25 protein-coding genes are annotated in these 23,550 nt (G+C 54.9%); 4 read left to right on the top strand and 21 right to left on the bottom strand.

Annotated elements, in window-relative coordinates; translation table 11 throughout:
- Nucleotides 1–7 precede the first annotated feature (7 nt).
- On the bottom strand, nt 8–1,300 hold the full coding sequence (locus YERSI8AC_RS11880) for a nucleotide sugar dehydrogenase (RefSeq protein WP_022523479.1): 1,293 nt from the start codon (nt 1,298–1,300) through the stop codon (nt 8–10).
- A 3-nt stretch (nt 1,301–1,303) separates the two neighbouring features.
- Nucleotides 1,304–2,194 (bottom strand): UTP--glucose-1-phosphate uridylyltransferase GalU, encoded by an 891-nt coding sequence (gene galU, locus YERSI8AC_RS11875; protein WP_022523480.1) that lies wholly within the window; start codon nt 2,192–2,194, stop codon nt 1,304–1,306.
- Nucleotides 2,195–2,365: 171 nt separating this feature from the next.
- Between galU and ubiG the strand changes: the two genes are divergently transcribed.
- Nucleotides 2,366–3,109 carry a bifunctional 2-polyprenyl-6-hydroxyphenol methylase/3-demethylubiquinol 3-O-methyltransferase UbiG gene (ubiG, locus tag YERSI8AC_RS11870; RefSeq protein WP_159176786.1) on the top strand — a complete coding sequence of 248 codons (744 nt, stop codon included), beginning with the start codon at nt 2,366–2,368 and terminating at the stop codon, nt 3,107–3,109.
- Nucleotides 3,110–3,778 (top strand): HAD-IA family hydrolase, encoded by a 669-nt coding sequence (locus tag YERSI8AC_RS11865; RefSeq protein ID WP_022523482.1) that lies wholly within the window; start codon nt 3,110–3,112, stop codon nt 3,776–3,778. It abuts the gene before it with no gap.
- A gap of 64 nt (nt 3,779–3,842) precedes the next feature.
- Here the strand turns inward: YERSI8AC_RS11865 and YERSI8AC_RS11860 are convergent, their stop codons facing one another.
- From YERSI8AC_RS11860 to YERSI8AC_RS11800, 13 genes are all read right to left on the bottom strand, one after another.
- The gene (locus tag YERSI8AC_RS11860; protein WP_022523483.1) at nt 3,843–4,604 is read right to left on the bottom strand and encodes a YciK family oxidoreductase; all 762 of its coding nucleotides are present in this window, start codon (nt 4,602–4,604) and stop codon (nt 3,843–3,845) included.
- 24 nt (nt 4,605–4,628) lie between these two features.
- Nucleotides 4,629–5,423 (bottom strand): tol-pal system protein YbgF, encoded by a 795-nt coding sequence (gene ybgF, locus YERSI8AC_RS11855; protein ID WP_159176785.1) that lies wholly within the window; start codon nt 5,421–5,423, stop codon nt 4,629–4,631.
- Between the two features lie 80 nt (nt 5,424–5,503).
- Nucleotides 5,504–6,043: a peptidoglycan-associated lipoprotein Pal gene (pal, locus tag YERSI8AC_RS11850; RefSeq protein ID WP_009286695.1), complete on the bottom strand. Its 540-nt coding sequence runs from the start codon at nt 6,041–6,043 to the stop codon at nt 5,504–5,506.
- 40 nt (nt 6,044–6,083) lie between these two features.
- The gene (gene tolB, locus YERSI8AC_RS11845; RefSeq protein WP_022523486.1) at nt 6,084–7,376 is read right to left on the bottom strand and encodes a Tol-Pal system beta propeller repeat protein TolB; all 1,293 of its coding nucleotides are present in this window, start codon (nt 7,374–7,376) and stop codon (nt 6,084–6,086) included.
- A complete protein-coding gene (gene tolA / locus YERSI8AC_RS11840; RefSeq protein WP_230805427.1) occupies nt 7,376–8,545 on the bottom strand; it encodes a cell envelope integrity protein TolA in 1,170 nt (389 codons plus the stop codon). The genes tolB and tolA overlap by 1 nt, the downstream gene beginning before the upstream one ends.
- Nucleotides 8,546–8,561: 16 nt before the next feature.
- Complete coding sequence (gene tolR, locus YERSI8AC_RS11835) at nt 8,562–8,999, bottom strand: protein TolR (RefSeq protein WP_022523488.1); 438 nt, start codon at nt 8,997–8,999, stop codon at nt 8,562–8,564.
- Nucleotides 9,000–9,010: 11 nt separating this feature from the next.
- Nucleotides 9,011–9,691 (bottom strand): protein TolQ, encoded by a 681-nt coding sequence (tolQ, locus tag YERSI8AC_RS11830; protein WP_202606291.1) that lies wholly within the window; start codon nt 9,689–9,691, stop codon nt 9,011–9,013.
- A 73-nt stretch (nt 9,692–9,764) separates the two neighbouring features.
- Nucleotides 9,765–10,178, bottom strand: coding sequence for a tol-pal system-associated acyl-CoA thioesterase (gene ybgC / locus YERSI8AC_RS11825; protein ID WP_009286692.1), 414 nt, complete (start codon nt 10,176–10,178; stop codon nt 9,765–9,767).
- The gene (gene ruvB, locus YERSI8AC_RS11820; protein ID WP_022523489.1) at nt 10,175–11,212 is read right to left on the bottom strand and encodes a Holliday junction branch migration DNA helicase RuvB; all 1,038 of its coding nucleotides are present in this window, start codon (nt 11,210–11,212) and stop codon (nt 10,175–10,177) included. Before ruvB ends, ybgC begins: the two co-directional genes overlap by 4 nt.
- A gap of 86 nt (nt 11,213–11,298) precedes the next feature.
- On the bottom strand, nt 11,299–11,907 hold the full coding sequence (gene ruvA / locus YERSI8AC_RS11815) for a Holliday junction branch migration protein RuvA (protein ID WP_159176784.1): 609 nt from the start codon (nt 11,905–11,907) through the stop codon (nt 11,299–11,301).
- A 105-nt stretch (nt 11,908–12,012) separates the two neighbouring features.
- On the bottom strand, nt 12,013–12,576 hold the full coding sequence (ruvC, locus tag YERSI8AC_RS11810) for a crossover junction endodeoxyribonuclease RuvC (RefSeq protein ID WP_027959417.1): 564 nt from the start codon (nt 12,574–12,576) through the stop codon (nt 12,013–12,015).
- A gap of 79 nt (nt 12,577–12,655) precedes the next feature.
- Nucleotides 12,656–14,437: an aspartate--tRNA ligase gene (gene aspS / locus YERSI8AC_RS11805; RefSeq protein ID WP_159176783.1), complete on the bottom strand. Its 1,782-nt coding sequence runs from the start codon at nt 14,435–14,437 to the stop codon at nt 12,656–12,658.
- 65 nt (nt 14,438–14,502) lie between these two features.
- Nucleotides 14,503–14,802: an FmdB family zinc ribbon protein gene (locus YERSI8AC_RS11800; protein WP_133732523.1), complete on the bottom strand. Its 300-nt coding sequence runs from the start codon at nt 14,800–14,802 to the stop codon at nt 14,503–14,505.
- A gap of 296 nt (nt 14,803–15,098) precedes the next feature.
- Between YERSI8AC_RS11800 and YERSI8AC_RS11795 the strand changes: the two genes are divergently transcribed.
- Complete coding sequence (locus tag YERSI8AC_RS11795) at nt 15,099–16,040, top strand: D-2-hydroxyacid dehydrogenase (RefSeq protein ID WP_159176782.1); 942 nt, start codon at nt 15,099–15,101, stop codon at nt 16,038–16,040.
- Between the two features lie 35 nt (nt 16,041–16,075).
- Here YERSI8AC_RS11795 and YERSI8AC_RS11790 read toward each other — a convergent pair whose 3' ends face one another.
- Together YERSI8AC_RS11790 and YERSI8AC_RS11785 are read right to left on the bottom strand one after the other, a co-directional pair.
- Entirely contained in the window at nt 16,076–16,351 is a 276-nt protein-coding gene (locus YERSI8AC_RS11790; RefSeq protein ID WP_022523494.1) for an acylphosphatase, read from the bottom strand.
- A gap of 36 nt (nt 16,352–16,387) precedes the next feature.
- Nucleotides 16,388–17,287 carry a YihY/virulence factor BrkB family protein gene (locus tag YERSI8AC_RS11785; protein ID WP_022523495.1) on the bottom strand — a complete coding sequence of 300 codons (900 nt, stop codon included), beginning with the start codon at nt 17,285–17,287 and terminating at the stop codon, nt 16,388–16,390.
- Nucleotides 17,288–17,430: 143 nt separating this feature from the next.
- Between YERSI8AC_RS11785 and YERSI8AC_RS11780 the strand changes: the two genes are divergently transcribed.
- The gene (locus YERSI8AC_RS11780) at nt 17,431–18,525 is read left to right on the top strand and encodes a bifunctional nicotinamide-nucleotide adenylyltransferase/Nudix hydroxylase (RefSeq protein WP_022523496.1); all 1,095 of its coding nucleotides are present in this window, start codon (nt 17,431–17,433) and stop codon (nt 18,523–18,525) included.
- 13 nt (nt 18,526–18,538) lie between these two features.
- Here YERSI8AC_RS11780 and YERSI8AC_RS11775 read toward each other — a convergent pair whose 3' ends face one another.
- The 4 genes from YERSI8AC_RS11775 to nei all read right to left on the bottom strand — a co-directional run bounded on the left by YERSI8AC_RS11775 (nt 18,539) and on the right by nei (nt 23,550).
- On the bottom strand, nt 18,539–19,456 hold the full coding sequence (locus YERSI8AC_RS11775; protein ID WP_009286686.1) for a LysR substrate-binding domain-containing protein: 918 nt from the start codon (nt 19,454–19,456) through the stop codon (nt 18,539–18,541).
- A gap of 62 nt (nt 19,457–19,518) precedes the next feature.
- The gene (gene cls / locus YERSI8AC_RS11770; protein ID WP_022523497.1) at nt 19,519–20,940 is read right to left on the bottom strand and encodes a cardiolipin synthase; all 1,422 of its coding nucleotides are present in this window, start codon (nt 20,938–20,940) and stop codon (nt 19,519–19,521) included.
- A gap of 92 nt (nt 20,941–21,032) precedes the next feature.
- A complete protein-coding gene (locus tag YERSI8AC_RS11765; protein WP_159176781.1) occupies nt 21,033–22,538 on the bottom strand; it encodes a fumarate hydratase in 1,506 nt (501 codons plus the stop codon).
- A gap of 190 nt (nt 22,539–22,728) precedes the next feature.
- Nucleotides 22,729–23,550: an endonuclease VIII gene (gene nei, locus YERSI8AC_RS11760; RefSeq protein ID WP_138801034.1), complete on the bottom strand. Its 822-nt coding sequence runs from the start codon at nt 23,548–23,550 to the stop codon at nt 22,729–22,731.

Raw genomic sequence — 23,550 nt, 5'->3', positions numbered from 1 at the left:
CATTTCCTCAAAGAGTCTTCGGGTCGGCACGGCGGCCAATACCTCGGTACATTAATCCACAGCTGGCAACGAACTCAGGGTCGTAAATATTGCGTCCGTCTAGTACGAGCTTAGCGTTTAAAAGCGAGCCGAGTCGGTGCCAGTCCGGGTTCCAATACGTTTTCCATTCAGTCACCAGCATCAGTACATCGGCCCCCTCACAGGCTTGGTAAGGGTCATGCGTATAGGTGCGCAGGTCGTCACGTTCGCCCACCAAGGCATGAAGAGCTGGCACTGCTGCTGGGTCGTGGAGCTGAACTTTAATTCCTTGCGCCCAAAGCGCCTCTAGCAGCGTTAATACCGGGGCGTGGTCAATACGCGCTGTGCCGGGCTTAAACGCCGCACCCCATATCGCCACGGTTTTACCCGCCAGTTCACCTGCAAAGTGAGCCCACAGTTTGCGAAACAGGGTCTCTTTCTTCTGCTCGTTAATATCCATTACCTGCTCAAGCAGTGCTGAATAGCGACCACTTTGCAGTTGCACATCGGCCAAGCGCATCAAATCCCGGGAGAAATTCGGCCCGCCAAACCCACATCCGGGGTAGAGATACTCAAACCCGATCCGTGAGTCAGCGCCCATTCCCTGGCGGACATGTTCAACATCCACCCCCAGGGTATCAGCCAAGCCAGCAATTTCATTCATATAACTGATACGGGTAGCCAGCATGCCGTTAATTGCCAGCTTGGTGAGCTCTGCAGCGCGGCGCGGCATACACTGAAATACTTCGCTGCGGCGATTAAAGGCGCGTAATAGTTCCCTGGTTACCTGCTCACCAGTGGCATCATCGCAACCTAGCAGCCGCCTAGTGGGGCGGGTAAACGACTCCCACGCCCGCCCCTCTTCCAACGTATCTGGGAGTGCCACGCTGGTGTGCTGCATGCCCATCAGTGCATGCAGGCGCTCGGTCTCGCCGACCGGAAACGTTGAATTATTGATAAGCACTATGCCCTGCTGATCGACCAATAGCGGGTCTTCAACCAACGCACTGGCTGAACTACGCTGCGCAGGAGATAACGCCAGCCAGATCACTTCAGGCGTGCGCGCCTCTTTAAGCTGCTCAATGACCTCCAGTGTCCCATCCGCCAAACCCTGCTCCAGATGAGCCATCAGCTGAGGTTCGCTGCGCAGCCAGTCCACTCGGGAAAGTGCTGACCAGGGGGCGTCAGCGTGCGGCAACCACTGCACCTGATGCCCGACCCAGGCCAACGCAGCGGCGGCCGTCGCTGCGCTCAATTCGCTACCGTAAAGCAACACCCGCATGGGTTACTCTCCTTGTTGGTAACGTGATAACAGGGCTTGGAAACCCTCACCAAACTCGGGGTGACGACGCGCGTAGGCAAGTGTGGCTTCAAGATAACCCAGCGGCTGGCCACAATCGTAGGTCGTGCCCTGCATACGGTATGCCTGCACCCCCGACTGTTCGCGCAGGGTCTCCAGCGCATCAGTGAGCTGAATTTCGCCACCGGCACCGGGCTTGGTGGCTTCTAAAATGGAGAAAATATGGCCTGGCAGCGCGTAGCGACCAATCACGGCTAGGTTTGAAGGCGCTGCATCGCGCTTTGGCTTTTCCACCATTCCCACAAGATCTGCCGATTGGTTAGGTGCAGGCACATCGCCAGCGGGTGCCACGATGCCATACTTCTCAACTTGCTCCCAAGCCACCTCTTCCACCATTAGCTGCGCCGTTTGCTGTTGATCATAAGCTGCCAACATGCCGGCCAAGTCGGTCGTTTGGTTGGCGCTGTTGTCGACCAGCACATCGGGAAGCAGCACTGCAAAAGGTTCGTCGTCGCCGATGATCGGGCGAGCGCATAGCACCGCATGGCCTAACCCCAGCGGTACACCCTGACGAATACTGATAATGCTGACATCATCAGGCACCAAATTGCGCAACATCGCCAAAAGCTCGTGTTTACCTTTCGCTTCCAGGCTGGCTTCTAGCTCGGCGTGGGTGTCAAAGTGGTTTTCAATAGCGCTTTTATTACTACTGGTGACCAGCACAATCTCACGAATACCCGCGGCAATGGCTTCTTCGACCACATATTGAATAACCGGCCTATCGACAATCGTAATCATCTCCTTGGGAATAGCCTTCGAAGCCGGTAAGCAGCGGGTGCCAAACCCAGCAACAGGAAGTACGGCCTTGCGAATCATAAAGAGGTCCTTTTCATGCGTTCCGACACAGGAGTGGTTAGAATGTCCATAATACTGAAGGCGCGGATGGATGCCACCTCGCCAATGGACGATAACCAGTGCAAATGGATAATAACCAGTAACTAAGCGTCAACTCTTCGCTTAATGCGTAACGACAATGGGAGTCACAACATGCAAGCGACACCACAGGATAGCACTGCTGGTCACTATCAAGACAATGTCGATGCAGCAGAAGTCGCCAAATTTGAAGCGCTTGCTAGCCGCTGGTGGGATCCGCAGGGTGAATTTAAACCACTCCACGAGATTAACCCTTTGCGGCTCGATTTTATTGATGCGCGTGCGGGCTTGGTAGGAAAAAAAGTGCTGGATGTGGGCTGTGGCGGCGGCATTTTGAGCGAATCAATGGCCAACCGCGGGGCTAAAGTAACCGGTATTGATCTCGGTGAAGCACCTTTAGCGGTGGCTAGGCTGCACGCGGAAGATCGCGGTGTCGAGATCGATTATCAGCACATCAGTGTGGAAGCCATGGCGGCTCAAAAGCCCGATTTTTACGATGCAGTGACCTGCATGGAGATGCTTGAGCACGTACCCGACCCCGCCTCCGTCATTCGTGCCTGCAGCGCCCTGGTTCGCCCTGGCGGCTATGTGTTTTTCTCTACGCTGAATCGCACCGCCAAGTCCTATGCGTTTGCCATTCTAGGCGCCGAGTACGTGCTTAGACTGCTCCCCCGGGGTACGCATAACTACGCGAAATTTATTCGCCCTTCAGAAATGGCCGCCTGGTCTCGCGACTGTGGCTTAGAAGTGCGTGAGCAGACGGGGCTTACCTACAATCCGCTAACCCGGCACTATCGTTTGGTAAGCCATGATGTTTCGGTCAACTACATGATGTACTGCCGTAAGGTGAGCGATTAAATGCCGATGCAAGCGCCCCAAGCGATTCTCTTCGATCTAGACGGCACCCTGGTCGATACCGCTCCAGATTTAGCCCACGCAACCAATGCGCTACGTATTCACCACGACTTAGAGCCACTTCCATTTGAAGTGATCCGCCGCCAGGTCTCTAACGGCGGTAGTGCGCTGGTGACGCTGGCGCTAGGGTTAGAAGCGACAGCGGATGGACATACTCAAGCACGCCAGTTCTTGCTGGATGCCTACGAGCAGGCGGTCGCGGTGCACAGCCAGGTCTTCTCGCCGCTCGATGTATGGCTGAAAGAGTGGCATGGCAACCAACGACCCTGGGGGATTGTGACCAATAAACCGCGTCGCTATACGCTACCGTTATTGGACGCATTGGCGCTTCAGCCGGGCGCCCTACTATGTGCAGATGACCTGAGTGTAAAAAAGCCAGCCCCTGAGCCGCTCTGGGAAGCTGCCCGGCGGCTAGGCGTTGAGCCGGGTCAGTGCTGGTATATCGGCGACCATGCACGGGATATCGAGGCCGCCGTCGCTGCGGGGATGACGGCCGTGGCCGTTGGCTACGGCTATATCAGCGCAGAGGATGACTATCAACAGTGGCCTGCTGACTTATGGTTTGGAGAGTGTCACGCGCTGGTCGACGCCCTTAACGGTTTCAGACGCTAGCGACAATTTCAAGCGTAAGTACCGGCGGGCATCGACGTGCTGATAAGGGGTTTAAAAGTAAGCGCTATACCCGTGGCGGCTGGGCATCGAGCTTTTGTCCGTTGGTGCCTGCACTGTCTGGCCCCATAAGCCATAAGTAGGTAGGCATGATGTCTTCCGGGGTGCGTAGTGTGAAGGGATCCTCACCGGGGAACGCGGTACGCCGCATTTGAGTCCGTGTGGCACCCGGATTGAGTGAATTAACGCGTACCGTGGACTGGTTATCCAATTCGTCGGCCAACACCTCGACAAACCCTTCGGTGGCAAACTTAGAGACCGAGTACGCTCCCCAATAGGCGCGGCCTTTACGGCCAACGCTGGAGGAGGTGAATATCACCGATGCATCGTCAGACGCCTGCAGTAGCGGCAATAGTGCCTGGGTCATCCAGATGGGCCCATTGATATTCACCTGCATCACCTGCTGCCAGAGCTCAGGGTTATACTGCTCGAAAGGCGTGATGCGACCCAACAACCCAGCGTTATGCAACACCCCGTCCAAACGGCCAAACTCTTTATCCAGCGTTTCCGCCATATCATGAAAATCTTTTAGCGTAGCGCCTTCAAAGTTGAGCGGAAAAATCGCTGGCTGGGGGCCACCGGCCGCTTCGATTTCATCGTAAACGCGCTCTAACTTGGCAATAGTGCGCCCCAATAGAATCACGGTGGCTCCGTGTTGGGCATAGCTCAACGCTGCCGCACGGCCAATCCCGTCCCCTGCGCCGGTTACCAACACGATGCGATTTTCCAATAGGTTGGGCGCTGGTTGATAGTCGATCTTGCAGCTCATGCTGATTCCTTGAAGCAAAAGATATTAACTTGCTGATTGGCGTAAAAAGTCATTGGCAAGGCCCGCGGCACTGCTTTGCGGGTAGTCATCGCGCACTTGCTCGAGTAGCTCACGGCTGCGCTCTGCTTCGCCTTTACGTGCTTTCACTAAGCCTAGCTTATAGATCGCATCCGGCACTTTACTGCTGCCGCTGTACTCCTCGATCACACGGCTAAATGCCTGGTCGGCGGCATCCAGCTCGCCTTCTGCAGCATATAGCTCGCCCAGCCAGTAGTGACCATTAGCCGTTAGACTAGTATCAGAATGGTCGCTAACAAAAGCCTCAAAGGCCGCAATCGCCTCATCAAAACGGCGCGCTTGAACATGCGCAAAAGCCGCTTGGTAATCGGCCTGGGCGTCCTCACTGACATTGCGGCTCGAAGGCGCGTTAACAACTTCTTCAGCGGCCTCAGGCTCGACTGCTGGTGTTGACTGCTCAATCTGAGTTGGACCGCTGCTCATCAGGCGGTCTTCAATATCGAGATACTGCTGCTGGGATTGACGGCGCAGCTGTTCCAACTGGTGGCGTAACTCTTCAATTTGACCACGCAGCTGCTGGATCTCCTGCTGGTGCTCCTGCACCTGGTTAAACAATACCAGGTTACCGCTGGACGCTTCCTGGCGCTGCGTTTGCTGGTAAAAGCTGCTGTTGGAAGAGTTGGAAAGATCTTGAACGAGCGGCTGTTGAGCGGTGGCCGTTAGGGGCAATACGGACAGCGGGAGCACTATGGCTCCCGCACCGCACAGCCTCTCAACGTAACGCTTGAGACTGTGATTCATGATGACTCCGTAGACGTAAACGGCGTGCGATAAGCCGCACGCCGAATTCATCAGTGGTTAAGCATTCAATCGTTAAATGCTCAGTAGTTAAATACAACACGGCGGTTCTGAGCGTAAGCGCTCTCGTCTTGGCCATTGACAGCCGGACGCTCTTCACCATAGCTAACCACGCTCATTTGTGAAGGAGAGACGCCCTGAATATTCAAGAAGCGTTCTACCGCATTCGCACGACGCTCCCCTAGCGCCATGTTGTATTCACGGGTACCGCGTTCATCAGTATGCCCGTGGAGTACCACTTGAGCGTTCGGGTTAGCACGCAGATAGCGCGCATGAGCCATTACCACGGATTCGTACTCGCTCTTAATTGTATCGCGGTCGTAATCGAAATAGATGGTGCGTACTTCTGGGATGCGTGAATCAGCCTGCTGACCAGCGCCTGAACCAGAGGTGGAACCATACTGACTACCCGTGCCTGTACCCGAGGTGCTAGACCCAGTCGTGCTGCCATCCTGGCTACCGTACGAGTCACCGTCTTGGGTTCCGCCGGTGCTGGAACAGCCAGCGATTACCACGATAGATAGCGCTGCTGCTAATGAGCGAGCCAACGGTTTAAGTTGCATAATCAGACTCCTTGCCTGAAAACTGAAATTTTGATGTTAATCAATTTAAGAAGGGTGACCAAGCTGGATCACGAACATCGCCTTGTGCTGACGGCAGCCTGAATGAAGAGCGACCATCGGCAGAAACAGCACTTAGTACCCCACTGTTACCCTGCTGGGTAGCGAAGATTACCATGGTCCCGTTCGGCGCAACACTAGGAGATTCATCTCTTGTTGATTCACTCAATACCACTAAGCGGTCACCGCTTAGGTCTTGCCTTGCTACTTGATAACCACGGCTAGAGCGATGGATCAAGAATATTTGCTCGCCATCCGGCGAGAAGCGGCCACGCGCATTATAATTACCGGTAAATGTCAGGCGCTGGGACTCTCCGCCACCCAGTGTATATTGATAGAGCTGGGGGCCGCCGCTACGATCAGAGGTAAACAACAGGCTGCGTCCATCCGGCGCCCAAGCGGGCTCCGTATCAATACTGTTGTTATTGGTAATGCGCTCTACTGAACGGTTGGCAACATCCATAATGTAAATTTCAGGCTGGCCATCTTTAGACAGTGACATGGCGATACGCCGCCCATCCGGTGACCATGCTGGCGCGCCGTTAATGCCATCGAAGGAGGTCGCCTGCACGCGCTGGCCCGTCGCCACATCCTGGATATAGATCGCCGGACGCTCAGTCTCAAAGGAGACATAGGCGAGCTTGGTGCCATCGGGCGACCACGCCGGTGACATGATCGGTTCATCAGAGGTCAACACCTGCTCACTACGGCGACCATCGGCGTCTGCAACGTACAGACCAAACTGCATATCGTCACCGATACCTTGGGCCGTGACATAAGCAATTTTGGTGGAGAACGCGCCGCGGATATCAGTAATCTCTTCAAAAATTTGATCGCTGATATAGTGTGCAGCACCGCGCAGGTCATTTCCCCTCACTGTCACGGTTTCACCGATCATTCGACGCTGACCACTGATATCCATCAGTTCAAACTGTAGTTCAAAGCCACCGTCAGTTTGTTCTGCCTGGCCGACGACCAGATAGCGCACGTCCAGCGAACGCCAGGTACCGAACTGCACATCGTCAGATTGGCTAGGCTGCTCAAACATAGCGCTGCGCGCCAAGGGGGCAAAATAGCCACTGCGTTCAAGGTCATCTTGAACAATCTGTGCTACATCTTCGGGAAGGCCGTCTGAACCGGCGAATGGCACGACACCAATCGGCAGCGCTTGATCGCTGCCCCGCGTGATCTCAATGGTTAAGTTAGCACTTGCCACACTGCTAAAAGTGAACAGCAAGCACAATAACCAAAATTTCTTTAACACTTGAGTTTGCATCAACGGACTCCCCCTGGGGAAAAGTTCAAAGTGATATTGCGTCGGATTTCACGCTGTTGATCTTCTGATAATTGTAGTAGCTCAGAAAACGGTGCCGCTTGCTCAACCGCCTGAATAATGGATTGATCAAAGGCACTATCGCCACTCGATGATGTTACGTTTACTAATAATACCTCCCCCGAAGGCCCCAGACGCACATTGACAGAAGCCCGCATACTATCACTTGATCCACCAGGAATTATCCAGGCTTGTTCAATAGCTCGTTTCATTATGTTGCTGAAATTATTTGCAGCCTGCTCAGCCTGCTGGGCATTGGCAGCTGCTTCGGCCTCACCGTCCAGTTGGCGCTGCATAGCCGCCTCGGCAGCTTCTGCGGCTTGGCGTTGGCGCTCAGCTTCTGCTTCACGACGCTGCTGCTCTTCGGCTTCACGCTGACGCTGTGCTTCGGCCTCTCGCTCTCGCTGAGCCTCCTCTTGCTCACGCAATCGCTGTTCTTCAGCTTCGCGTTGGCGTTCAGCCTCCTCCGCTTCACGGCGCTGCTGCTCTTCAGCTTCGCGCTGACGCTCGGCTTCTTCCGCTTCACGGCGCTGCTGTTCTTCGGCTTCGCGCTGGCGTTCTGCTTCTGCCTCTTCGCGTTGCTGCTGCTCGGCGGCTTCCTGCTGGCGTTGTGCCTCTTCCACTTCACGCTGGCGCTTTGCGGCAGCTTCCGCTTCGGCTTCACGTTCAGCCGCTTCAGCAGCCTGCCGTTCGGCCTGCTCAGCCGCTTCTTCAGCTCTACGTTGGGCCTCAGCTTCCGCAGCCGCACGTGCTTCTTCTAGCGCCTGCGCCTCGGCTTCCGCCGCCTGTTGGGCGGCTTCTTCTGCGGCTTGCTGCTCGGCTGCGGCCTGCTGTTCACTAGCTGAAGGCTCTTCCGGTGCATCAGGCTCGGTGGGGGCTTCAGCAGGCGCATTCATCGCCGCCTGCTCTTCCGTTGCTTGCTGCGCCTGGTCAGTAAAGGTTTCGGTGCTTACCAGCGTTGCCTGTACGATCGAGGAGCTGTCAGGTTCTGCGTCTCGATTAGGCAGGCTGATCAAGCTAAACGCTACAATCGCTACGTGCACACCTATCGCCAGAACAGTCGGCCACTTATAGCCGACGTCTTGAGGATCGCGCGGGGATTTCAGTGCCATGTGCTGCGCCTTGCCCTTACCCATCTTTTGACGGCTCAGATAGCAGCCCCACATTAGCCACGCCAGCGCCTTGCAGAGTGCTCATCAAGACGACAATCTGACCGTAGGCCACATTACGGTCGCCGCGTACCATTACCGGTGTGCCTGGGCGACGCTCTATAATCGTTGTCACTCGTGAGGACATCTCATCCAGCGACACCGACGTGGAGTCTTCCCCAAGCGTGATGAAGTACCCACCGTCGCTATCAACCGAGATAATGATCGGATCATTATCCTCCTGGATATCAATGGGCTGAGAGGTGACTTGCGGCAACTCAACTTGTACGCCCTGGGTCAACATGGGCGCGGTGATCATAAAGACCACCAGCAGTACCAGCATGATGTCAATGAAAGGGACGACGTTAATCTCCGCCATTGGCTTGCTTTTGCCGCTACGATTGAATGGTCCTTGCATGGCTCTCTCCCTTAGCTGGCGCTCGGTTTGCCGTCACGACCTTGCAAATTGCGGTGCAGGATAGCGTGAAACTCTTCGGCAAAGTCTTCATATTTGCCCAGCAGGCGAGAAGACGAGTTGGATAGGCGGTTATAGAAAATCACCGCTGGAATCGCCGCAAATAGACCCATGGCTGTGGCAATGAGCGCTTCAGCAATCCAGGGAGCCACCGTAGCAAGGGTCGCTTGCTGAGTCAGTGATAGTGCCTGAAACGACCCCATGATGCCCCATACAGTGCCGAACAAGCCGATATAGGGGCTAGCTGAGGCTACCGTGGCAAGAAACACTAAATGCTGGGTTAAGCGATCCTCTTCCCGAGACCACGCTACGCGCATGCTACGCTGAACGCCTTCCAGCACGGTATCCGGGTCACGGGTTTTAGGCATCAAACGGTTAAATTCACGAAAACCAGCTTGAAAAATATGCTCGGCGCCGTGGCGCGGGTCATCGGCAGGAATCTCACGATAGAGTTCGTTTAAGTCGACACCTGACCAAAAAGACTCCTCAAATTGGTTGTACTCTTTCTTGGCGCGGCCCAGCGCAATACTGCGCTGAAAAATCACTACCCAAGAGAGGATCGACCCCACCAGTAGCAGCAGCATTACCAGTTGCACTACAGTACTGGCATTCATTATCAAATGGGGAATGGACATGGTGTTATCGTTCACAGGTGCCCTCATCAATCTATTAGGGTCGGGATTGCCGACGCAGTGAGTGACCTCTTGGTTAAGAGGCCTGGGTCAAAACTTTAAGCGATGCTGGCCATGCTTTTGGCCGTAAACGTTCGGTGCTCAAGCAGGCTATCTCGACTGTGGCAGAGCATAGGAGTTCCTCATTACGCCAAACCTGCTGTTCAAATGTCATCCGACAGCGCCCAACGTTGGTAACGTGAGCACTAATTTCCAACGCGTCATCCAAGTAAGCCGGTTTCGCGTAGTGACAGGCCAAGCGGTATACCACTAGCTGTGTACCTTCGTCTAGCAGCGTTTGCTGATTCAGGCCCAACTGGCGGAGCCATTCACTACGCGCACGCTCCATAAACTTCAAGTAGTTAACGTAGTAGACAATGCCGCCTGCGTCAGTATCTTCCATATAAACGCGCAGCGGCAGTCGATAACCTTCTCTTGTGCAGCTACTCACGGACGGCGCTCTCCCTCCATATCGGTTGCCTGTTCGTGGGGCACGCGCTCAAAGTGCAGCCACGCCTGGCGGGTGGCCACCCGGCCGCGGGGAGTGCGCATCATCAAGCCCTGCTGAATAAGATAGGGCTCAATAACGTCTTCGATCGTGTCACGTTCTTCACTGATCGCCGCGGCGAGTGAGTCAATACCCACCGGCCCACCGTCAAATTTATCGATCATGGCCAGCAGTAGCCGCCGATCCATATGATCCAAGCCGTGGTGATCCACATTAAGCATATTGAGAGCCGCATCAGCCATGGCGACATCGACGACGCCGTTACCTTTCATTTCGGCGTAATCTCGCACCCGGCGTAGCAGTCGGTTGGCAATTCGCGGCGTGCCCCTTGAACGCCTGGCCACTTCAATGGCGCCATCATGGCTGGTTTCAACTCCTAACAAGCGCGCTGAACGCGAGACAATTTCTGTTAGCTCTTCCAGGTTATAAAACTCAAGCCGCTGCACGATACCAAATCGGTCACGCAGCGGGGAGGTCAATAATCCTGCCCGGGTCGTGGCGCCCACCAGGGTGAAGCGGGGAAGATCCAGTTTAATCGAACGTGCCGCAGGCCCTTCGCCAATCATAATATCGAGCTGAAAATCTTCCATGGCCGGGTAGAGCACTTCTTCGACCACCGGTGACAGGCGATGAATTTCATCGATAAAAAGTACATCGCCAGGCTCTAAATTAGTCAGCATGGCGGCTAGATCGCCTGCCCGCTCGAGTACCGGCCCGGAAGTCGACTTCATACCGACGCCCATCTCGGTGGCAATAATATGCGCAAGGGTCGTTTTACCTAACCCTGGGGGGCCAAATACCAGAGTGTGATCCAGGCTCTCTTCACGCAGCCGCGCGGCGCCGATAAAGATTTCCAGTTGTTCACGCACACGCGGCTGGCCAATATAGTCATCCAGCCGCTTGGGGCGAATCGCGTAATCAATGCGCCCCTCCCCCTGTTCAGGCTCAGCGGCGATCAGCCGATCGTGTTCTAACATAGGTGCTCTTCTTTATGGCGATTCAAAAGGTCTATTCACAAAGGTCTATCCACTACCCACAATTTCGTACTCACACCGCTGCCTGCTTAGCCACCCATGCGCTGGGTGAGCGCGGCTTTAATCAGCGCTTCGGTAGACTGATTGGGGTCGATATCGGCGAGCATTTTCGACGCCTCAGTCAGTTTATACCCCAAGCTAACTAACGCGGCTTCCGCATCAGCAAGACTATCGCGGGTAGAAGCACGGCCATTGGTGGCTTCAAGGGGCAGTAGCGCGTCGCTGCCATCTTCCCACTCGGGAAAACGGTCGCGCATTTCAATAATCAGCCGCTCTGCGGTTTTCTTACCCACTCCTGGCAGGGTTGTCAGCGCTTTGCTGTCGTCATCACGGACGCAGCGCATAAAGGCGTCTTCGTCCATACCCGACAGGATGGCGAGTGCAAGCTTGGGCCCTACGCCATTGACCTTGATCAAGGCGCGGAACAGAGCACGTTCATGCTCACGGCCGAAGCCATAGAGTAAGTGGGCATCATCACGAATGGTTAAATGGGTGAATAATGAGACGCTCTCTTTAATCGCAGGAAGTGCGACCAGCGTATTCATTGAGGTTTCCAGTTCGTAACCTACGCCATGAACGTCGATCACAATCCAGGGAGGTTGCTTTGCCACTAGCTGACCACTCAGACGTCCAATCATAAATACGCTCGCACCGGAATGAAAAAAATAGAGTGAAAAACAGGTGATTACTATAAAGCGACTCTGTACAGGTGACCAGTAGTTCAGCCAGCGGTACAGCGGGAATTAAAGCCGCCAGCGTCCAGTTGAGCGACGGCGGCCCCGAGATGGCGCAGCGGGCAAGCCATGGCTGCTAAACACAGAGCCGTTATAAGCATGGGTTAACGCAATGGCTAACGCGTCGGCGGCATCGGCCTGGGGAGTAGCGGAGAGCTGCAGAATGGCGGTCACCATATGCTGCACCTGCTCTTTGTCCGCGCCGCCCTGGCCGGTCACCGCCTGCTTGATCTGCCGCGCGGCGTACTCGGCAAGGCTCAAGCCATGATTGGCCATACACACCATTGCCGCCCCCCGAGCCTGGCCAAGCTTCAGCGCTGAATCAGGATTTTTGGCCATAAATACCCGCTCAATGGCCACCTGGGAGGGTCGATGCAGGCCGACGACTTCGCTAAGACCGGCGTAAATTTGCGCCAAGCGCTGCTCCAAGGCCCCTTCTGCCGTGCGGATACAGCCACTCGCTACGTAGCAGGGTTTAACGCCAATAATGTCGATCACCCCGTAACCGGTTACCCGGGAGCCAGGGTCTATGCCCAAAATGCGAATGGGTACGACGGGCTTTTGCTCTTCCATGGCGTCGATACTCGTGTGACTAGAACATACAAAAACACCGACGCCGTGGCGTCGGTGTTGAGCAGCCATCCAAACCGATTTATTCGGCGGCGGGTTCCGCTTTGACTTTCTGACGTAGGCGGATGTTCAAATCTTTCAACTGCTCGGGGCTGACTTCGCCCGGTGCATTGGTCATCAAACAGGCAGCGCTTTGGGTTTTCGGGAAGGCGATGACTTCACGAATAGTTTTGGCACCGACCATCAGCATGACCAAGCGATCCAAGCCAAAGGCTAAGCCACCATGAGGCGGTGCACCATACTGAAGTGCATCCAGCAGGAAGCCAAATTTCTCTTGGGCTTCTTCTTCACCGATGCCTAGAATCTCAAACACCGTGCTCTGCATGGTCTGATCGTGGATACGAATAGAGCCGCCGCCCAATTCGGTACCGTTGAGCACCATATCGTAAGCGCGTGAAAGCGCATTGGCGGGGTCTGCCTTGAGCTCTTCCGGTGTGCAGGAAGGCGCGGTAAAGGGGTGGTGCAGCGGGCTCAGGCGACCACTGTCGTCGGCTTCAAACATTGGGAAGTCGACTACCCACAGTGGCGCCCACTCTTGAGTATAGAGTTCCAGATCAGCACCGAGCTTGACGCGCAGCGCGCCAATGGCTTCGTTAACGATACGGGCTTTATCGGCACCGAAGAAGATGATGTCACCATCTTCTGCGCCCACGCGGTCGAGCAGCTCTTCAACGATGTTTTCCATAAACTTGACGATCGGAGACTGCAGACCTTCAAGCCCTTTGGCGCGCTCGTTGACCTTGATCCACGCCAAGCCTTTGGCGCCGTAGATGCCGACAAACTTGGTATATTCGTCGATCTCTTTGCGCGATAGCTTGGCGCCGCCGGGTACTTTCAGCGCCGCTACGCGGCCATCATCCGCGCTGGCGGGGCCAGAGAAGACTTTGAAATCGACTTGCTGCATCAGGTCGTCGACATCGGTCAGTTCCAGCGGGATACGCAGATCCGGCTTATCGGAACCGAAGCGATCCATCGCTTCCTGCCAGGTCATGCGCGGGAACTCAGGGAGTTCGGCTTTTAGCACGTCCTGGAAAAGCTGACGAATCATGGCTTCGGTAATGCCCATGATGTCGTTCTCTTCCACAAACGACGCCTCGATATCAATCTGGGTGAACTCAGGCTGACGGTCGGCGCGCAGGTCTTCATCGCGGAAGCACTTGGCAATTTGGTAGTAGCGGTCAAAGCCCGCCACCATCAACAGCTGCTTAAACAGTTGCGGCGACTGAGGCAGTGCAAAGAAACTACCCGCGTGGGTACGGCTAGGCACCAGGTAATCACGAGCACCCTCTGGCGTAGCGCGGGTGAGTACCGGCGTTTCGATATCCAGGAAGCCTTGGTTTTCGAGGTACGCGCGCACGTTATGAGAAATACGCGAGCGCAGACGCAGCTTCTCGATCATATCCGGGCGACGCAGATCGATATAGCGATGCTTTAAGCGCACTTCTTCGCCGACCTTGCCATGCTCATCCAGCTGGAATGGCGGGGTAACGGCGGTGTTGAGCACTTCAACGTCTTTTGCCAACACTTCAATCATACCCGTCGGCATGTTGGCGTTTTGGGTGCCTTCTGGGCGCAGCCGAACGCGACCAGTGATACGCAGGACAAATTCACTGCGGGCACGGTCGGCATTAGCGAATGCCTCGGCGGTATCAGGGTCGACCACGAACTGTGCGATGCCGTCGCGATCGCGCATATCGAGGAAAATTACCCCACCGTGGTCACGGCGGCGATGAATCCATCCGCATACCGTAACCGTTTGATCCACCAAAGTTTCGTTTAGCTGGCCGCAATAATGGCTGCGCATGTCAAATCCTGTTCTGTTACGTGGCAATGAGTGTGTCGCGGGCGTCCCGACCCTGACTGCCGCGGCTATGCCGCGGCGCCCTTGTCTTTGGGAGTGTCGCTCTTAGCGGTAGCGCTGGAATCGCTTGATTTACCGGCATCTGCAGAGGCAGTTTTGCCATCAGCGGCCAGGTTCTTTTTGCTACCCGTTTTGAAATCAGTTTCGTACCAACCGCCGCCGGCCAAACGGAATCCCGCTGCCGAGACAAGCCGTTCCAAGCCATCACTTTGGCATGCAGGGCAATCCTTGAGAGGATCGGCGCTAATCTTCTGCAATTTTTCCATGCGATGGCCGCAGGCCTTGCACTCATATTCATAGATGGGCATCTTAATGACTCCTAATAAGCTCAACCCTGACAAGCTTAGTTCTGACAGGCCTGATTCTAAAGACCCAGCTCTAAAGGCTCAGTTCTAAAGACCCAGCTCTGACAAATCCAGTTCTATCTAAAAGACTCGTTCTGAAAAGAAAGAACAATGGCGAACACAAACGCTGCCAGGCTGCAATATGTGGCCAGTCGGGGTAAATTCCAAGGCTGCGGTTGATAAAGCGCCGCCATTATACCCTTTTGTGCCCCCTGACGAGCAAGGTTATACAGCCCCCTGCGGTTAATGGAGAGAAGAAAATGCCCCATGCGGTGATACTGGATGCGCAAAGTCTCGGCCCCGAGATCAATTTGGCCGCCATTAAAGAGACGGTTTCAAACCTTGAGGTGTTTGAGCAGAGTACCACGCAACAAGCGCGGGAACGCCTTGCTAACGCCGATGTAGCGATCGTGAACAAGGTAGTGCTGGACGCCGAAACGCTGCAGCAACTGCCAAAACTGCGGCTAATATGCGTATTGGCGACAGGTCTCAATAATATCGATCTTGAAAGCGCAAAAGAACACAACATTGAAGTTAAAAACGTCGCGGCTTACGGCACTGCCAGCGTTTCCCAACACACTTTGATGCTCATGCTCGCGTTAGCCAATCGTCTTCCCCAATATCAGCGCGATGTCGCCGCAGGCGAGTGGCAGCGTAGCGCCTTCTTCTGTTTGCAGGATTACCCAACGCTCCAACTGGCAGGTAAACAGCTAGTGATGGTCGGACAAGGCGAGTTAGGTACCGAAGTAGCACGCTTGGCGGAAGCCTTTGGCATGCAAGTCACCTTCGCCGCCCGCCCCGGCAACGAAGCTAATGATAAGCGCCCTGCCCTGGACGACCTGCTTCCCGATGCCGATGTTATCAGCCTGCACTGCCCGTTGAGCGAGGCCACCAAGCACTTGATCAATCGGGAGCGCTTAACGCGCGCCAAGAACTCACTGCTACTGGTCAACTGCGCCCGCGGCGGGGTTATCGATGAAGTGGCAGCGTTAGAGGCGCTGCGTAGCGGCAAGCTGGGTGGATTAGGCGTTGATGTACTGCCCGCTGAACCACCCAGAGATGGGCACCCACTACTGGATGCACTCAGCGAGCCGCTAAACTTAATTGTCACGCCTCACAACGCCTGGATTACACCAGAAGCGCGCCAGAATATTGTTAGCCTGACAGCTAACAATATCCTTGAATGGAAAGGTGCCCAATAGAGACCTGCCGTCTCATTAGAGGCTCCCAATAGGCTTTACTGGGTGGCAAAGTGGCTCGGGGCGCGGCAGTTATCCAGCACCTCGAGCTCTACATGGGTAACTTGTGCACCTTCTGAGCCCTGCCATAGCCATTCGCTTAGCAGCTTGACTGCGTCGGAGTGACCACACATCAACACTTCAACCCGGCCATCGGGCAAGTTTTTGGCATAGCCGGTGATACCGTGCTGAAGGGCTTTCTCTTGGGTAGCCCGGCGATACCAGACCCCCTGCACCTTACCGGTCACAAGGGCACGTACACAGCAATCACTCATACTTACCTCCTTACCTTGGCGCTTCTGAACGGAGTGTTAAACATACTCACGTTTGACAATCACTGCACTGTTACGCGGAATCAGCGGGCGGCCACGGCGTAGTAGCAATGAGCGGGTGAACGCCGCCCCAAACAGCAATATTAGTGAACTGTAGTAGACCCATAGCAAAATCATGACTACCGACCCGGCGGCGCCATAGGTAGATGCTGTAGCCGTATACGCCAGGTAAATCGCGATTACACTGCGCCCAATAGTAAACAGTACGGCAGTGACGACTGCGCCAATCAACACATCTTGCCAGCGCAACACAACGTCGGGAAGTACTTTAAAAATGGTGGCAAATAGTAAGGTGACCACAGCCAGCGAGACCAGCGACTCAACTGACGTTGTCAGTAAGCTGGCATAAGGCACCAGATTATCGGCGGCCTGGAGCATACCGCGCAAAACGACGCCTAATACCAGCGATACCATCAGTATAAATCCGATGGAGAGCACCACCGTTAACGATAGCAACCGGCTTTTAATAAAACGTAAAGCGCTATTAGAAGTGGGCTTTGCCGTTACGCCCCAAATGGTATTGAGCGAAAATTGCATCTGGGCGAAAACGGTTGTTGCACCGATCACCAGGGCTCCTACGCCCAATAGCGTTGGCAGGATACCCGACTCCTCAATCCTGGATTGAGCGACGGCGTCTTGAATAGCGACAGCTGCGTCAACCCCTAAGGTACCTTGCAGTTGCGCTACAATTTGTCCCTGAGCCGCCTCTTCTCCCATCACGACACCGATAACTGTGACAGCGATAATAATGGTAGGCGCCAATGAGAAAAGTGTATAGAACGCTAGCGAACCTGCGTAGCTAAAGGCATTACGCTCCAACCATAGTGACGTGGCGTCTTGGACTACTTTCCACCAAAAGATAGCGGCGCGTTTAATCATATTCACTCCCTGTGCTCTGGGTAACGGGGCTTTTTATAAGCGTTATCAACATCCTATTTTTCTAGCATACCTAACCACAGCGTTTAGCGCAGTTTTCTGGTAGGTTGCATCTCTGAGTTCACCAAACGAAAAAGGAAGCTTGGATGGCCACTGATACTTCGCGCTCTGCGACTGCCTGCGATTTCGACTGTTTGGTGTTTATTGGCCGTTTTCAGCCGCCACATCTGGGGCATCTCGCGGTCATTCGTGAAGCGCTCAAACGCGCACGGCAGGTCATTGTGTTGGTAGGCTCTTCTTGGCAGGCTCGCTCACTGCGTAACCCCTGGCGATTCGACGAACGACAAGCCATGCTTCGCGCGGGATTTGACGACGCCGATAATCAACGCTTGGAGATCACCCCGCTACTCGACGCCCTCTATAACGACGATGTTTGGGTGCGCGATGTGCAGCGCAAAGTGCGCGATTTAGCTGCACCTGCCAATGCTCGCCTACCACGTATTGGCTTGATCGGAGCCAGCCGCGGCCAGTCAAGCTACTACCTTTCACTGTTTCCTCAGTGGGAGTCTGTCAGCGTGCCGTCGGTGGAGGGGATTTCAGCCAGCCAAATACGTGAGCGACTGTTTCGCTCGCCGAGCTCAACGAATGACTACCTGAGTACCGGCGCTTACCACGATTTACCGCCAGGGGTGGTGGAGAGCGTCAAACACTTTTGCAATGAGGGCGCCTATCAGCGCCTGATCGAAGAGCAGCAGTTGTTGGATCAGTACCGTCAGGCCTGGGCTCACGCGCCCTACCCGCCTATTTTTGTCACGGTCAACGCAGTGGTCGTGCAGTCAGGCCATGTGCTGCTGGTACGACGCACGGCGGCACCGGGCAAAGGCCTTTATGCCCTGCCGGGAGGGTTTATTAACCCCCATGAACGGCTGCTGGATGCTTGCTTGCGTGAACTTCGCGAACGCATTCGCTTAAAGGTTCCTGAGCCTGTACTCAAAGGCTCGCTGCGTGGGCAACGCCTGTTTGATGAACCCCACCGCAGCTGGCGCGGGCGCACCTTGGCGGAAGCTTTCTATTTTGCGCTACGCCCCGATCAGCAGCTGCCACGCCTAAAGCCCGTTAAAGGCGGTGATCATGCGCGCTGGGTAGCACTTGCAGATCTCGAGCCCGACAGCCTGTTTGAAGATCACTTCTTCATCATTCAGAACTTTTTAGGGCTACCCGCAGATTTTGGCAGTAGCTAAACGTCAACAGGCCCTAGGCTTGTAGGAAATCCCGCGGCAGCTTCATCATCTGCCGCCATAAACGCTCTACGCCGGGCTTATGCACCATCGAGCAGCGATATAAGCGGATTTCCAGGGGGATATCCCAGCTAGGGTCGCCTGCCCTCACCAAACGGCCACTTTTCAGCTCTTCACGAATACAAAAGTCGGGGATCCATGCTACGCCAACGCCCTGTAATACCATTCCCTTCAGGCCTTCAGCCATGGCCGTTTCATATACCGTACGCAGCTTCATACGCAGCGGGTCATTTTTCAGCAGCATGCGCACACTGCGCCCTAAAAAGGCCCCTTGAGTGTACGAAAGATAGGGAATGGAAGTGTCGTGCTGGAGTGAAAATTTTGCTTTCCCATGCTCGTCGGGTAACGAAACGGGCAGCATATTGACCTTACCAATTGAGAAAGAGGGGAATACTTCAGCGTCCAGTTGCATCGTCGCAAAAGGGTCATAGTAGGCGAGCATCAGATCACAGTTGCCCTCTCGCAGCACATGTATTGCCTCGCCCACATTCATGGCCACCAAGCGGGTCGGCAACTCGCCCAAACCCTGCTGCAGGCGAGAGATCCAAGGCGGATAAAAACTCAACGCCAGGGAGTGCGCCGCGACAATATCCAGCGCCTCATTGGCGATAGAGAGACCGCGCAAATGGCTAAGCGATTCGTTTAACTGTTCGACCAGATTGCGCGCAGTAACCAAAAACAGCTGCCCTTCGGGCGTTAACCCGACGGGGGTAGTTGAACGATCTACCAAGGTGACATCAACGGCCTGCTCCAACGCGCGAATACGGCGACTAAAGGCCGGCTGGGTCACGTGTCGCTGGCGTGCTGACGCAGAGAAGCTGCGCGTATTGGCTAGCGCTACAAAATCTTCCAGCCATTTTGTTTCAAGATTCACCCCATGACTCCTTGTCTCACCCTGCGTTTGAGCATCTCGATTTTCCTTTTAGGCTGACGTATCTATTGAACCGGGGCCATTAAATAGGCCGCCCGCGAAACGACTTTCATCCATACCGGGCGCTGGTTAATTTCATCGATGGTGACACGCCGACAGTGAGCAAAGTCTTTTTCCAGCATCGCCTCGACGCTGGTAGCAAAATCGCGGCTAGGAATAAACGCGGTAATCTCAAAATTTAACCGAAACGAGCGATTATCCAAATTGACTGTCCCTACCGTGGCTGCTTCGTCGTCTACCAGCATGACTTTTTGATGTAAAAAACCAGGAAGATAACGGTATATTTTAACACCCGCCCTTAACATATCGGGTAGAAATGAGAACGCAGAGAGGAAAACCAACAAGTGGTCGGGGCGCTCTGGAATCATCACCCGAACGTCGACGCCGCGCATCGCTGCCAGCCGCAGCGCATCCTGAACTCCCTGGTCAGGGACGAAATAGGGGCTAGTCACCCACAGCCGCTGCTTGGCGCTATGAATGACCTGCTGGACGAGAAGGCTGGCGGTGTCCTGACGGTCAGCGGGCCCAGAAGGCACGATCACCACATGGTGGTCGGTCACTGAGGAACACGTATCGGCCATCCAGTTCAGGCTAATCACTTCATCCGTCGCCCAGTGCCAATCCTCCCAAAATGCCTCCTGCAAGCCCAGTACGCTGGGTCCTGCAAGCTTGAGATGGGTATCACGCCAAGGCCCGTGCCGTGGGTTCTCGCCGAGATATTCGACCCCAATATTAAAGCCCCCTATCCAGCCCTCCTTGCCGTCTATTACCGTTATTTTGCGATGGTTGCGAAAGTTAAGCTGAAAACGGTGCTTAAAGCCTCGCGATGAGCGAAAGGCACTCACGGCCACCCCATCGCTGATTAAATCATTGAGGTAGCTATCGGCTAACTTGCGGCTACCCACTTCATCATAAAGAAAATAGACCCGCACGCCGCGCCGGGCAGCACACTGTAAATGGTGCTTCAAACGTTGCCCGAGAGCGTCGTCGCGAACAATGAAGAACTGCACCAAAACATATTTTTCCGCCCGGTCAATACCATCGAACAGGCTTTCAAACGTTGCTGGCCCGTCAATGAGCAGTGTCGCTTGATTGCCATGGGTTAACGGCATCATGGCAAGCTGCTCGACCGCCTGAATATCGGCGTTGGTAGAGGGCGCAACGTAGGGTTGAACGTTAGCCCGGTAGTGCACTAGAACCCGGCGTAGCACGGTGTCCCGCTGGCCGCGGGCAGACACATAGCCATAAAACCTTGGACGCCCGAAAAACCAGTACGCTGGAAGCGCGACATAAGGGAACGTCAGCAGCGAGATGATCCATGCCACGGCCCCCTGAGAGGTGCGACTAGACATCAGCGCCATAATGGCTGAAACGATGCCAAGCAGGTGTATCAGTAAGATGCTGGTCCCTAGCAACCAGGAGGTCATAGTCACGTCCTTATAAAGCCCTCACATAGAACAAGGCCTCGCCGTCAGCGAGGCCCTTATGCGTCTAAAGCCTAATCAACCTTACCACTCCATTACGCCGATTGGGCAATAATCTCTTTCCACTTCGCAGGCCCGGTTTGATGTACCGATGTGCCTAGGCTATCAACGGCTACGGTCACCGGCATATCTTCAACCTCAAACTCGTAGATTGCTTCCATGCCTAAGTCTTCGAAGCCCACTACCCGCGATTTTTTAATCGCTTGAGCGACCAGATAAGCCGACCCACCGACCGCCATTAAGTACACGGCTTCATTGTCACGGATAGCATCAATAGCGGCTTGGCCACGCTCTGCTTTGCCGACCATGCCTAACAGGCCAGTCTCTTCCAGCATAGTGCGGGTAAATTTATCCATCCGCGTGGCGGTCGTTGGGCCAGCGGGGCCAACGACTTCGTCACCAATGGGATCAACCGGGCCCACGTAGTAGATAAAGCGACCTTTCATATCCACGGGCAGCGGCTCGCCTTTGGCCAGCATATCGACCATGCGCTTATGAGCAGCATCGCGCCCCGTGAGCAGCTTACCGTTCAACAGCAGCGTATCACCAGGCTGCCAGGTTTTAACCTCCTCAGGCGTCACCGTGTCAAGATTGACACGTTTGACGTTTTCACCCGCCTCGCGAGTAATTTCCGGCCAATCCTCAAGCTTCGGCGCTTCAAGTACCGCGGGGCCAGAACCGTCCAGGGTAAAGTGGGCATGACGGGTCGCCGCACAATTGGGAATAATCGCGACGGGCTTGTTGGCCGCATGGGTTGGATAGTCTTTGACTTTAATATCCAGCACGGTGGTTAAGCCGCCTAACCCCTGGGCACCGATACCGCTCTTGTTGACTTTATCAAACAGCTCTAAACGCAGCTCTTCGGCACGATTGCTGGGGCCACGGGCCTGTAGATCCTGAATATCGATAGGATCGAGTAGCGCCTCTTTGGCAATCATCATGGCCTTTTCGGCGGTGCCGCCGATACCAATCCCCAGCATGCCGGGTGGGCACCAGCCAGCGCCCATCTTTGGCAGTTGCTCCATCACCCAATCAACCACGCTGTCAGAGGGATTCAGCATGGCAAACTTGGATTTTGCTTCGCTACCGCCGCCCTTCGCAGCCACGTGAATATCGACACTATCACCGGGCACAATCGAGTGGTGAATAATCGCCGGGGTGTTGTCTTTGGTGTTGGCTCGCTTGCCGTCAGGATCTGCAAGCACCGAGGCGCGCAGGATATTATCTGGCAGCAGGTAAGCACGACGAACACCTTCATTGATCATGTCGTCCAAGCTCATGTCCGCTTCCCAGGTAACGTTCATACCCACGTGAACGAATACGGTGACGATACCGGTATCCTGACAGATTGGGCGATGCCCGGTGGCGCACATGCGTGAGTTAATCAAAATCTGTGCGATGGCGTCTTTGGCGGCAGGGTTCTCTTCGCGCTCGTAGGCGGCTGCCATGGCATCGATGAAATCTTTGGGATGGTAGTAAGAGATGTACTGCAGAGCATCGGCAACGCTTTGAATAACGTCGTCCTGGCGAATCACGGTCATGGACTAATAGCTCCTAGGTTATCGTCTAGTCAGCGGCTTCCCCTCCGCGCCCGCGGAGGTGCCGTCTTAGCGTGCTACCAGTATACCGTATTGGCACTTACGCAGCAGCAATCCCTGGCACCTATCTGACTACTATGGTTAGGGCTTTAGTTGATGGTATTTCTTAAGCAAGATAACGGTATAACCCTACTCACGCCGACTGACAATATGGGCATAAATAGAGCCTTCGCGACCCAACCATTGTACGCTCAATCACCGTTCCACAGCGGTGGCATTCAAGCCCTGCCCGCTCGAAAACCGCAAAACGCCACTGCCTGCGCGGCTCACCCGCTGCTTTGGCCTGAGCAATCCAGGCCTCACGATTAGTAACACCTGCGGCTTGGTAGGCTTGCCGGGTAACATCAATGATGCAGTCAGCCAGAGTTTGCTGCTGTTCTGGGGTTAAATCCACCGGTCGAGCGCTTGGCGGAAGCTGGGAGAAAAAAAGGATTTCAGAGCGCAAATAGTTGCCCAGCCCGGCGACCAACCCCTGATCAAGCAGCAGTGCCCCCAGGCTGCGTTTATGAAACTGCTTTAAATTCAGCCGCTGCTGCACATCGGAGGGAGCCACGTCTTGACTCAACAAATCAGGGCCCAGGCGGGCTAAGAAAGGATGCTCGGTGAGAGTTTCTGCGTGCCAGAGGGAAATATCGGAGGCGCTATAGAGGCTGGCGCAGTGCCCTTCTGCGCTCAATCGAACCCGCAGCGCTCGCTTGGTATTAGGCGGCTTATCCTCGCTATGCAGCTTCCAAACACCATAAAGTTGGTTGTGGGAATAAAGCACGCGCTGATCGGCAAACCGGACCAGCATTGCTTTACCCCAGGTATCTACTCGGGCAACCCGAACACCAATAAATGAGGCTGCCTGCTCGGCAAGTTCTGGAAAAGCGAACCAGGCATCGTCGATCACCCGTCCACCTATCTGCTGCTCAATACGATCCGCCGCGCGGCGAATTTCTGGGCCTTCTGGCAT

This window comes from Halomonas sp. 113 (assembly GCF_904067645.1).
Classification (GTDB): Bacteria; Pseudomonadota; Gammaproteobacteria; order Pseudomonadales; family Halomonadaceae; genus Vreelandella; species Vreelandella titanicae.
Note: the sequence above shows the minus strand (reverse complement) of the source record. Positions and strands in the feature narration are given on the sequence as shown.